General features: G+C 31.4%; 14 protein-coding genes. All 14 read right to left on the reverse strand.

The window, feature by feature from the left end; all coding sequences use genetic code 11:
* Positions 1-40 precede the first annotated feature (40 nt).
* The 14 genes from LEBU_RS08610 to LEBU_RS08680 all read right to left on the reverse strand — a co-directional run bounded on the left by LEBU_RS08610 (position 41) and on the right by LEBU_RS08680 (position 12,025).
* Entirely contained in the window at positions 41-883 is an 843-nt protein-coding gene (locus LEBU_RS08610; RefSeq protein ID WP_015769952.1) for a metallophosphoesterase, read from the reverse strand.
* Positions 858-1,304 carry a hypothetical protein gene (locus LEBU_RS08615; protein ID WP_015769953.1) on the reverse strand — a complete coding sequence of 149 codons (447 nt, stop codon included), beginning with the start codon at positions 1,302-1,304 and terminating at the stop codon, positions 858-860. Before LEBU_RS08615 ends, LEBU_RS08610 begins: the two co-directional genes overlap by 26 nt.
* Positions 1,285-1,734, reverse strand: coding sequence for a hypothetical protein (locus LEBU_RS08620; RefSeq protein ID WP_015769954.1), 450 nt, complete (start codon positions 1,732-1,734; stop codon positions 1,285-1,287). The genes LEBU_RS08615 and LEBU_RS08620 overlap by 20 nt, the downstream gene beginning before the upstream one ends.
* Positions 1,735-1,810: 76 nt before the next feature.
* Entirely contained in the window at positions 1,811-2,002 is a 192-nt protein-coding gene (locus LEBU_RS08625) for a PspC domain-containing protein (protein WP_015769955.1), read from the reverse strand.
* A 56-nt stretch (positions 2,003-2,058) separates the two neighbouring features.
* On the reverse strand, positions 2,059-2,625 hold the full coding sequence (locus LEBU_RS08630) for an NAD(P)H-dependent oxidoreductase (RefSeq protein WP_015769956.1): 567 nt from the start codon (positions 2,623-2,625) through the stop codon (positions 2,059-2,061).
* 277 nt (positions 2,626-2,902) lie between these two features.
* Complete coding sequence (locus LEBU_RS08635; RefSeq protein WP_015769957.1) at positions 2,903-3,301, reverse strand: hypothetical protein; 399 nt, start codon at positions 3,299-3,301, stop codon at positions 2,903-2,905.
* Between the two features lie 180 nt (positions 3,302-3,481).
* The gene (locus LEBU_RS08640) at positions 3,482-3,988 is read right to left on the reverse strand and encodes a DUF4865 family protein (RefSeq protein WP_015769958.1); all 507 of its coding nucleotides are present in this window, start codon (positions 3,986-3,988) and stop codon (positions 3,482-3,484) included.
* A 25-nt stretch (positions 3,989-4,013) separates the two neighbouring features.
* Positions 4,014-5,525, reverse strand: a complete 1,512-nt coding sequence (locus LEBU_RS08645) for a 2-isopropylmalate synthase (RefSeq protein WP_015769959.1) — start codon at positions 5,523-5,525, stop codon at positions 4,014-4,016.
* A 37-nt stretch (positions 5,526-5,562) separates the two neighbouring features.
* Positions 5,563-6,252 (reverse strand): aspartate/glutamate racemase family protein, encoded by a 690-nt coding sequence (locus LEBU_RS08650; protein ID WP_203415694.1) that lies wholly within the window; start codon positions 6,250-6,252, stop codon positions 5,563-5,565.
* Positions 6,253-6,281: 29 nt separating this feature from the next.
* Positions 6,282-7,031 carry a class I SAM-dependent methyltransferase gene (locus LEBU_RS08655; RefSeq protein ID WP_015769961.1) on the reverse strand — a complete coding sequence of 250 codons (750 nt, stop codon included), beginning with the start codon at positions 7,029-7,031 and terminating at the stop codon, positions 6,282-6,284.
* Between the two features lie 179 nt (positions 7,032-7,210).
* Positions 7,211-7,699 carry an acetolactate synthase small subunit gene (ilvN, locus tag LEBU_RS08660; protein WP_015769962.1) on the reverse strand — a complete coding sequence of 163 codons (489 nt, stop codon included), beginning with the start codon at positions 7,697-7,699 and terminating at the stop codon, positions 7,211-7,213.
* Positions 7,692-9,410: a biosynthetic-type acetolactate synthase large subunit gene (ilvB, locus tag LEBU_RS08665; RefSeq protein ID WP_015769963.1), complete on the reverse strand. Its 1,719-nt coding sequence runs from the start codon at positions 9,408-9,410 to the stop codon at positions 7,692-7,694. The genes ilvN and ilvB overlap by 8 nt, the downstream gene beginning before the upstream one ends.
* Positions 9,411-9,451: 41 nt before the next feature.
* A complete protein-coding gene (gene ilvA / locus LEBU_RS08670) occupies positions 9,452-10,669 on the reverse strand; it encodes a threonine ammonia-lyase (protein WP_015769964.1) in 1,218 nt (405 codons plus the stop codon).
* A gap of 486 nt (positions 10,670-11,155) precedes the next feature.
* Entirely contained in the window at positions 11,156-12,025 is an 870-nt protein-coding gene (locus LEBU_RS08680) for an alpha/beta hydrolase (RefSeq protein WP_015769965.1), read from the reverse strand.
* Positions 12,026-12,038 lie beyond the last annotated feature (13 nt).

The following is a 12,038-nucleotide window of genomic DNA, read 5'->3' on the forward strand; positions in this document are numbered from 1 at the left end:
TCTGTGTTTCAAAAAGTTTATAATAAATTTTTATTATTTTTTATCCTCTTTTAAGTTCAAAAATCACAATTTCAGGCTGTGCAAAAAACCTAATAAACATCTCAAGGAAAGCCCCTCCTAATCCCGAAGTAATGTATATTTTATGCCCGTCGTACTCTTTCATTCCGTATCCATATTTCTTTTTATCTTTTATTGCTGACACAATAATTTTTCCAAAAAAAGTAACTTGTCCGCCGTGAGTATGTCCCGCCAGTGTCATATCAGCCTTTTCCTTCTCATCTTCTGTCATTTCCTCAAAATATTCAGGATTATGAGTCAAAAACAATACAAAATCTTCTTTTTTTGTACCTTCAAGAGCCTTTTTCGCATCAGGCTTTCCATGCCACAAGTCAGTCACTCCCGCAATATATATATTTTCATTGTTAATTGTTATTTTCCTATTTTCATTTACGAGAAGATTAAATCCAAGTTTTTTCATATTTTCAGCAGTTTCCTTTTCACCTGGATACTCATGATTCCCATAAATCGCATACACTCCAAGTTCTGGAATCTTTATATCCTTCGCATCCTCATAAAACTTAGGAATATTTTTCTCCCAAGTCGCATAATCTCCCCCCAGCAGTATCATATCCTTTTTCTGTGCATTAATCAGCTCAATCGCCTTTTTCTGCTGTTTTTTATTATACCGTGCCATCGTATCATACTGAAAATCTGCAACAAACAGCACTCTCTTTCCATCAAACTCCTTTGGCACATCCTTAGACTTTATCTCAATCATTTTAATTTTTATTTGTTTATATTCATAATGTGAATCAATCAAAAACACAATAATTATTGTTAAAAAAACATACAAAACATTAAGAATCCAACTTTTTCCTTTCATTTTTTCTCCTTATTAATAAATTTACTCCTAACCCCATAAGAAATATTACATCCAAAGAACCAATATAAGCGATATAACCGTAAATAATAAATACCACAAATATTCCCAATTTATCATCCCCAAGTGACAAATCTAAAAATGTTCCTTGAATCCATATCCATAGTATCAATATCTTTACTATAATTGCAGCTATTGTTAAAACAATTACAGGTTTTTTCTCAATTTTTGCTTTTACATAAAAATACGAACAAAGTATATTAAGAAAAATCATTATAAAATAAATTATTCCTAAATATTTTTCTTCATCAATTTTTAAATACTCTGAAAACAATTCTCCCACCATCACCAATAGAAAAAATATTAAAATATTAAAACAAAGCAAATGAATAAAATAAAAACTCCTAAGAAATATTTTTTTCATTTCTTCTCCTTCTAAATAAATTGAACAATAATCCCAAATAGAAGTATAAATTTGTCATTCCCATATAAGCTCCAAAGCCTGCTACCATGAAAAATGCAAAAAATATACTTTCTCCCGTATCATCAAGGGACGTTATATATTTTAATATACAAAAAAGTATTACTGCTTTTATTGTTACTATAACTAATGGAGGAATTAACAAACTTTTTTTACCCACTTTTATTTTTGAAATTAAATAAGCAAAAATGAAGCTAATGATAATAAAAATAATTTCTTCTAGTGAAAATAATCTTTCTAAAATCCACTTATTTTTTATATTTAAACTTTCTAAAAAACTATAAATGCTATTATTAAACCTTATAATCACCAAAATAATGTCAAAAAATATTAAAAACAACAAGTAGAATAACCAAAAAAATACTTTTTTCATTTTTATTCTCCACCTAATTTTTTATTTAACTATTTAAAAATTTCAAAAATTAAATTTTTTCTTTTTCCAAAATCTTTTATCCATTAGGGTTATCATCAAGAATTATCGCACAAATAATATAAGCCAACAAGCCTGTTCCTGCACAAAGAACTAAAATGAGCCACACTATCCTTACAATATTTGAATCAATGTCAAAATATTCCGCAATTCCTCCACATACACCTGTAAGTTTTCTATCTTTTACTGATTTGTACAATTTCTTTTTCATAAAATAAAACTCCTTTTTTCATTTGCTTTAAATACGAGTATTTTCTATTTTTCTTCCTAATTACTCACAAATTCCTTAATTTTCTCAAGAAATTTCTTCCTATCCTCATCTTTACCTTTTGCTCTAAAACTATAATGAATCCATTTAGTTTTCTTTATCCCAATTCCACCAAGATTGGCTTTTTTCATCGTAATCCCAAAACCTGTTATATTTAACAAAAATTTTGGTGCTGTAGCAGTTGTAATCATTTTTGCCGTTTTTACATTAGTCAAAAGCCCTTTTATTCCATTCTGTGTATTTTCATATGCAAATCCTTTAACCATAACTTTGTCAAAAAATCCTTTTAATATCGCAGGCATTGACATCCACCAGATCGGAAATACAAGTATCAGTTCATCAGTATTTTTCAATATTTTCTGATATTTTAAAACTAAAGGATCAACACTTTTCCCTTGTGAATACAAAGATAATTCTTCTTCTGTCATTACAGGATTAAATCCATCCTTATTCAAATCTATAATTGTATATTTTTCTTTTATTTCATCAAGTTTTTGGACTATATTATCTAAAATTGCCTTGTTAAAACTTTTGCTGTAAGGATGTGAAAAAACTATTGTTTTCATTTTTGAATTCCCTCTTTTCTATAAATAATTTTTCAAAATACTTTATTAAAACTTTTTGGATACATTTAAATTTAATACAAAAATTAGCGATTTCCATATTTAAAAAAATTTTTAACCTATAATCTTTGAAATTAATTTGGCGAACAGTGTTCGCCATTTTCCAAAACCATAAAACAATAAAAGTTTTCTAAATTATGCGAACGGTGTTCACACTTTTTGTATTTAAAAAATCAGAAAATTCCCTCCATCTCTACCTAAACTAACATTAGTATTTTATCTATTCTTTTACTTTCAAAACTAAAGGCTTTCCTATAATAAGACACAAATTACCCAATACACCAAGTGTCAAAGCGCTTAAAAGGAATTTACTTGTTTCTATTTCTCCATTTAAAGTTTTAAATAATAAAATTGTAATTGAAAGCCAAAATATCAAAGCAAATAACCAATTTTTCCAATTAAATCTTATTTCAATTTCCATAACTTCTTTTTCAATATTTATTTTTTGTTCCGAACTTTTAACAAAAAGTGTACTTGCTTTAATTGTATGTTCTCCATAATCTACATATTCAATTTCTTTTTTTGTTCCTTTAAATGTTATAATTTCATCATCTAGAAAAAAATTCATTGAAATATTTTGTCTAATATTTGATTTATCATTTATAATCAATTTAGGCATAAGTTTCCCTCTCGATCATTCAGAATTATTTATTATAAAGCCTATTTATCCTATTAATATAAGCCTTTATACTTGCTTCCACAACATCTGTACTTTGTCTTCTACCAATAGATCTATTTCCATTTTCATCTTTCCAAAATCAATTTTAATTATCGTAAAATCTATTTCTTTTATCTTAATTTATTGAGAAATATGTAAAACTTCGTACACTTTTGAATTTTCTACTTCTTTAGGAGCATCTTCAAAAAAATAATACTCCGTATATTTCCAATTTTCAGGGTTATATACTAATGTTCTTCCGACAATTTTATCATCTGATATAGAAAATTCCATTCTTTTCATTTTTTCCATCGGTTTTGTTTCATTCTCTATTTCCAATAAATATTTTGCTTTAGAAAAGTTTTCATTAAACTCTTGCAACAATGGTATTCCAATATTTATAGTCTGCCAGCCAAAAGAATTTAAAATATTATCATAGAAACCATCAAATATGAATTTATTCATTCCTTTGTTATCTTTCCAGAAGTATAATGGCGAATATTCTTTATTTTCCTCAGAAATTAAATAGGCTTTAAAAAATAAATCTTCAAATCCATCTGTTTTAAATCCATTTTCTTGCACTCTTTTTCTAATATTGTTCATATCAAAATCATTTGGAAGTTTTACTTTATACTGCATCATTATCATGTTTTTTATTCTCCTGTATTTTCACTTAATTACTGTATAGTCTATTTATCCCATTAATATAAGCCTTTATACTAGCCTCCACAACATCCGTACTTTGCCCTCTACCAATAAATCTGTTTCCATTTTTCTCGATAATCACAACTACTTGTGCCTGTGCATCAGTATCTCCAGTTATTGCCTCCAGCTTGTATTCTTCTAGAACAAAAGTATCACTTACTGCTAGATTAACGGCATTATAAGCCGCATCAACAGGTCCATCTCCAAGAGCTTCTTTAATCAGTTTTTCTCCATCCAGTTCAATTGTAACTGTGGCTTTTGGCTTTTTCCCTTCCTGTCTTGAAATTTCAAAGTGGGCCAGTTTTATTCTTCCTTCTATTTTTGCCGCTTCTCCAGCAACTAATGCGATAATGTCTTCATCTAAAACATATTTTTTCTTGTCTGCCAATTTTTTAAACTGTGCAAATAATTCTTCTACTCTGTCACTTCCAACATGATTAAATCCTAATGATTCTAATTTTTGTACAAAAGCGTGTTTTCCTGAATGTTTTCCAAGCACTAAACTGTCCGGATTTCTTCCAACAGATTCTGGGCTCATAATTTCGTAAGTTTCAGGATTTGCTAATACTCCATGTTGATGAATTCCTGATTCGTGTGCAAAGGCATTCGCTCCAACAATTGCTTTATTTGGCTGTGTTGAAACTCCTGTCAAAAGGCTTACTAATTTACTTGTTGGGTAGATTTGCTTTGAATCAATGTTTGTGTAATATTCTTCAAACAAGTCTTTTCTCGTTTTCAAAATCATTGCAATCTCTTCAAGTGAAGTATTCCCAGCTCTTTCTCCCAGTCCATTAATTGTACACTCAATCTGAGTTGCTCCAGCTTGAATCGCCGCAACCGAATTTGCCACAGAAAGTCCCAAATCATCATGGCAATGCACAGAAATATCCACATTTTCAATCCCTTTAACATTGTTTTTCAAATAAGTTATAAGTTCAAACATTTCATTTGGAGTTCTATAACCTACTGTATCAGGTACATTAAGTGTAGTGGCTCCAGCTTTTATAGCTATTTCATATACTTCCACCAAAAATTCCTTTTCAGTTCTAGTCGCATCTTCTGAAGAAAATTCAATATCGTCAATAAACGATTTTGCATAAGACACCATTTCTTTTACTCTATCTAAAATCTGCTCTTTTGTCATTTTTAGTTTGTATTCTCTATGAATCGGAGAAGTTGCAATAAATGTATGTATTCTTGGTTTTTTTGCATTTTTCACTGCCTCTGCCGCTACTTCAATATCTTTTTTCACAGCTCTCGCCAAACTTGTAACTGTAGATTTCTCAATATTTTCAGCAATTAATTTAACTGATTCAAAATCTCCTGGTGATGCCACCGCAAATCCAGCTTCTATCACATCCACCCCAAGACTTTCAAGCTGTTTTGCAATTCTCAATTTTTCCTGTGTATTAAGATTGACACGTGGTGTCTGCTCCCCATCTCTTAGCGTTGTATCAAATATTTTAATATGTTTTTTCATTGTCTCCTCCTTATAGGTAATGCTTTTCATTTTATTTTTATTTTATAGAATAAATTGCTGCCTGCTCTGCATGAATAATCGCTGTATCAAATAATGGAACATCAGTATCCGCATTTTTTATAAGAAGCCCTATTTCAGTACAGCCTAATATTATTCCTTCTGCACCTTTGTTTTTTAGCTTATCAACAATTTCTAAAAATTTCTTTTTTGAATTAGAATTTATAATTCCAAGACAAAGTTCGTCATATATTATTTTATTTATAATTTCTATATCATTTTTATCAGGTATTATAACATTTATACCCTTTTCAATAAGTTTTGATTTGTAAAAATCCTGTTCCATTGTATATTTTGTTCCAAGCAATGCTATATTTTTTAATCCTTTTTCTAATATTTTCTCTGCTGTCATTTCAGCAATATGCAATATTGGAATGGAGATTTTTTCTTTAATTTGGTTAACAACCTTGTGCATTGTATTTGTGCAAATAACTATGAAATCTGCTCCTGCTTTTTCAAGATTATTAGCAGCTTCTCCCAAGATTTCTCCACTTTTTTCCCAGTTGCCATTTGCCTGACATTCTTCTATTTCCTGAAAATCAACGCTATATAATATACATTTAGCTGAATGTAATCCTCCTAGTTTTTCTTTAATTGTTTCATTTATTATTTTATAATAAGTTACTGTGCTTTCCCAGCTCATTCCTCCTATTAGTCCTATTGTTTTCAAATTCATCTTCCTCTCAAAATAAAGATTCTCTATTCTTTCACAGCCTCAAATCTCAATCTAATATAATCTGCCAGAATTTGTCCATTCTCATTTTTTTCAAGTTCATTTTCTAATTTTTCTGTTATTTCATCTATCAATTTTTCGTGTAATTCAACAGGAATATTCACAAGAATAGGTGCTGAAAAAGTTTGAAGCCATCCCTTTATTCCAGTTGGAAGCAAAGTAGGACGGGGAAAGCTTATCATTCTTTTTACTTTCAATCCATATTTTTCAAGTAATTTCGTTTTTTCTTCCGGAGTTGGAAAAAACCAGCATTTCTTAGCTTTCAAGTTATGTTTTTCTACAGTTTCAAAAATAGCATTTTCTATTTTTCCCACATTTCCTTTACAGCCCGTCTCGGCTACAAAACGTCCGCCTTTTTTCAAGGCTCTAGATACTCCTTCCATTACTTTCTCGGGATTAGTCATCCAATGTAACGCCGCATTGGAAAAAATCGCATCAAACTCATTTTCAAACTTCATATTCTGTGCATCTCCCTGCACTGCCTCAACTCCAATTTTTCTTGTCGCCTCAACAAATTTCTGACTTCCATCAAGCCCTAAAACTTTGCACCCATATTCGGTAATTTTCTTAGTTAATACTCCATCTCCACAGCCCAAATCCAAGATATACTCATCTTTTTGAGGATTTAGCCATTCAATCAAATCTTCTCCGTAAACTGATACAAAACGTGCATTTTTCTCATATTTTTCCTTTTCCCAATGCTGACTTACACTCATTTCAGTATTTCCCTTCTATACTTTTTGTTTTTTGAAATTATACTCTAATTTCTTTATTTATTTAATAGATATGTTTGATAATTTGGTATTTTTGTTTTGACAAGGGGACTTTACCCCCTGCCGAATAATATTCAATCTGAATAAATAATTATAATTTTTAAGTTTGATTTTTAAAAATATTACATTTTTTCTCCACGGCTCATTGCTACAACCCCTGTTTTGGCAATTTCCAGTATTCCGTAACTTTTCATCATTTCCACAAATCCACGTAATTTTTTTACATTTCCTGTAAGTTCTACCACAAGCGAGTTCGGTGCCACATCTAGTACTTTTCCACGATAAATATCCGCAATTTGAACGATTTGAGCTCTAGTTTGAGCGTCAGATTTTACTTTTATAAGCATAAGTTCACGTCTTATAACGCCTTCTGCTGGGAAAATCTTTACTTTTACAACATCAACTATTTTATAAACTTGTTTTTGAATCTGATTTAATGCTTTGTCATCTCCATCTACAGTAAGTGTTAGTCTTGCGTAACCTGGTTTATTTGTAACTCCAGCAGTCATTTTATTTACTGAATATCCTCTTCTGTTGAAAAGGGACATTATTCTTGCTACAATTCCATTTGTATTTTTGGTAATTATCAATATTTCATGCTCTTTATTCATTTTCTAATACTCCTTTCTTACCTATCATTTGACTTACAGTTTTTCCTGCAGGTATCATTGGGAAAACATTTTCTTCTTTTTCAACAATACAGTCTATTATCGCACCTTCATCTGATAAAATTAAGTCTTTTAATCTATTTTTCAAGTCTTCTTTTGTTTTCAATCTTTCAGATTTTATTCCATAAGCTTCTGCAATTTTCACAAAATCAGGATTACATTCCAACTCAACAAAAGAATATCTTCTATCCTTAAACAATTCTTGCCATTGTCTTACCATTCCCAAGAATGAATTGTTTATAAGAACTATTTTTACTGGCAAATTATATTGTCTAATCATCATTATTTCTTCCAGCGTCATTTGGAAACCGCCATCTCCAACAATTAGCACAACTTTTTTATCTTTTGCTCCAACTTGCGCTCCCATAGCCGCAGGTACTCCAAATCCCATTGTTCCAGCTCCACCAGATGTTACAATTGTATCAGGATTTTTAAAAGTTAAGTATTGTGCAGCCCACATTTGATGCTGTCCAACATCTGTTACAACTATTGCATCTCCATCAAGAATATCATTAACTGCCTTTAAAACTTCCTGTGGAAGCAATTTGTCTTCTCCAACATTTCTATGTGCCAATGGATATTCATTTTTCCATTCTTTCACTTTATCTGTCCATTCTGTATGTTTCTTAGGCTCAAGTTCCTTATTTATTTCAGCAAGCACATTTTTTAAATCTCCAACTATCGGCACATCAACTTTTTTATTTTTATCAATTTCAGCTGGGTCAATGTCTATATGTATTATTTTTGCATGTTCACAAAATTTACTCGGATTTCCAGCTATTCTGTCATCAAATCTTATTCCTGCCGCAATTACTAAATCAGCCTCATCTGTGGCAAAATTTGCCGGAACAGTCCCGTGCATTCCAAGCATTCCAAGCGACAATTCATGATTTTCAGGAAATCCTCCAAGTCCCAAAAGGGTTGTTGCAACAGGCATATCTGTTTTATTTACCAATTCCAGAAGTTCTTTTGAAGCTCCTGATTTTATAACTCCTGCTCCTGCAATAATTAACGGTTTTTTAGCTTTCTTTATCAATGATAAAGCTCTTTTTATCTGTACAGGATGTCCTACATAAGTCGGGTCATATCCTTCCAGTTTCACTTCTTTATCAAATAATCTGTTAAATTCTTCATAAGATATTTCCTGCTGTTGAATATCGTTAGGAATATCTACTAATACAGGTCCTGGTCTTCCAGTAGAAGCTATGAAATAAGCCTCTTTTATTATTTTTGGAATGTCTTTTATGCTTTGCACAAGATAATTTACTTTTGTTATCGGCACTGTAATTCCTACAATGTCAGTTTCCTGAAAAGCATCCCTACCAAGCAAGTTGCTTCTTACCTGCCCAGTTATTGCCAACAATGGTATAGAATCCATATGCGCAGTCATAATTCCTGTAACCAAATTAGTTGCACCAGGGCCGGAAGTTGCAAGACAAACTCCCACTTTTCCAGAAACTCTCGCATATCCATCCGCTGCATGCACCGCTCCTTGCTCATGTCTTGCAAAATAATGTTTAATCTTGTCAAAGCTGTAAATTTCATCATAAATAGGTATTACCGCTCCACCGGGATACCCAAATATATCAGTCACTCCTACTCTGTGCAAACATTCCAGTAATATTCTCGCACCATTTATCATTTCGCTACTCATCTTTCAACCACCTTTTCTTTTTAAATTTTATTTTTTTATTTTTATTCTATTTCCTGAGAGTTTAATCTTTCAATTACATACCCTTTTTCATTAAATTTTTCAATAATTCTCTTAATATGCTCTTCTCCATTTGTTTCAACAGTAACTTGAAGTTCTACATCGTGAAATCTGTTAAGATTTTTAAACTGATTATGTTCAAGTCTTATAACATTTGCATTTTGTTCAGACAGAATTTGCGAAACTGCAACCAATTGTCCTGGTTTATCAGGCAAATTCACTGAAAATCTAAATATTCTTCCTCTTACAATAAGCCCTTTATTTATCATAGAAGAAATAGTTAGCACATCAATATTCCCTCCACTCAAAATTGAAACAATTTTTTTGCCTTTTTCATTAATCTTTCTAAGTGCCGCAACCGACAAGACTCCTGCATTTTCGGCAACAATTTTATGTTTTTCAACTAGCAAAAGAAAAGATTCCATAAGTTCATAATCTGAAATTGTAATTATATCGTCCACATAATTTTTTATATAATCAAAATTCAGTTCCCCAATTTTTCTAACTGCCGTCCCATCAGCAATCGTATTAGTTTCAGGCAGTTCTACAACTTCCCCATTTTTTAGAGCTGCAATTGCCGAAGCCGCTCCTTCTGGCTCTACACCAATTATTTTTATCACAGGGTTTTTCAGTTTTGCTGCAAGTGCAATTCCCGAAATAAGCCCTCCTCCTCCAAGTGGCACAAGAATTATATCAGCATCAGGTAATTCTTCTAACACTTCAAGCGCAATCGTTCCCTGGCCTTCCACGACATCGTCATCATTAAACGGGTGAATAAACACATACCCTTCCTTTTCCTGTAGTTCTCTCGCATAATTATAGGCATCATCATATTCTTCTCCTGCCAAAATAACCTCAGCACCATACTGACGAGTCGCTTCCACTTTTATAAGCGGTGTATACTTAGGCATTACAATAACTGCCTTAATTCCCAGTTTCTGAGCCGCAAGAGCCACACCTTGAGCATGATTCCCTGCTGATGAAGCAATAACTCCCTTTCTCTTCTCCTCTTCCGTCAATTTTGCAATCTTGTTATATGCTCCCCTAAGTTTAAACGAACCTGTTCGTTGTAAATTTTCAGGCTTAATATAAACATCATTTCCAGTTTCTTTCGAGAATACTGAACTGTGAATCAATTTAGTCTTAGTAATCACAGTATTTAATCTTTCTCTTGCTTCCATAAAATCATAAAGTTTATGCAATTTCTCCACCTTCTTCAAAATTTTTTTATTTATTTTAAATATCTATTTTTATATAATATTTTTTATTTACATTTTTAATTTTTTTAACGTAAGGGCATCAATCGCCATGCCCTTACATCCCCGCTTTACGCAAAACTTTCTTATAAAGAAAAAAGAAAACTCGCTTTTGAATTTCAACTATTTTAATAAAAGTAACTGCATTTCATTCAAAATATATTCCAAAAGCTCAAACAGTTCTTTTTCCTTTAACGAAATTTTGCTTATTCTTTTTACTATTACAATTAGTAGAATTAAGTTAAAAATGTCGTGATTTTTTGGAAATAAAAATTTATGTCTGAGCGAAGCGAGTTTAATTTTTATTTTCAAAAAATGCTTAGACAAGCCGGGTTTGCAAAGGGGATGGCGACTGTTCCCCTTTGCTTTATAAAAAAGAAAAAACATAAAAATTACAGAAAAAATACCCATTAACTATTTTTTATTTAAATATTAGACATTTTTTATCTTTTCATTTAAAAACTCTATTATTATATTTACAATTTCTGGCTGAAACCAGTATTCATCAGAATGTCCTGCCCCAGTTACTACATATCTTGTTGATTCTATCCCTTTTTCAATTAATGCCTTGTGAAGTTTTTCTGTATGGATTGGAGGGACTAAAGTGTCTGCATCTCCGTGCATCAATAGGAATGGTGGTGTTTTGTCAGAAATATACGATATTGGGTTTGTTACTTTTATATCATTTCTTACATCATTTAGCCAAAATTTCACTGATAATAATATTGCTCTGTAACCTTCATCAATATCATCTGGAATTTCAAAATCCACTTCTCCAAAGTCTGTTACTCCATAAATATCAATAACTGCCTTTATATCGCTATTTTCAGATAAATTTTCACCTTTGTCAAAATCTCTTGTTCCATTTGTCGCTCCAGCCATTGCTACAAGATATCCACCAGCAGAATCACCCATTATAGCTATTCTTTCCTTATCTATACCATATTCATCAGCATTAGCCTTCAAGAATCTGATTGCCGCCTTTACATCTTCCACACTTTGCGGAAAAACTCCATCAGGAATAGTTCTATATTCCATGCTCGCAACCACATAACCAGCCTTTACAATTTCAATTCTTTGCTGTAAATAATTTTCCTTGTAACTATGTGCAAATGAACCACCTGTTACAAACAGCACTGTTGGAAATTTCCCTTCCCTACTAGGTTTCAAAATATCCATTTCCAATTTTATATTTTTTCTAAAATAGCTGACTGGCTGTGAATAAGTAACATTCACTATTGATTTTATCTTTTCCTGTGTCAACTCAATATTTAAAACTTTACTTTCTCCACCATTTCCCATTTCAATCTTCTCC

Origin of the sequence: Leptotrichia buccalis C-1013-b, assembly GCF_000023905.1 — a bacterium.
Classification (GTDB): Bacteria; Fusobacteriota; Fusobacteriia; order Fusobacteriales; family Leptotrichiaceae; genus Leptotrichia; species Leptotrichia buccalis.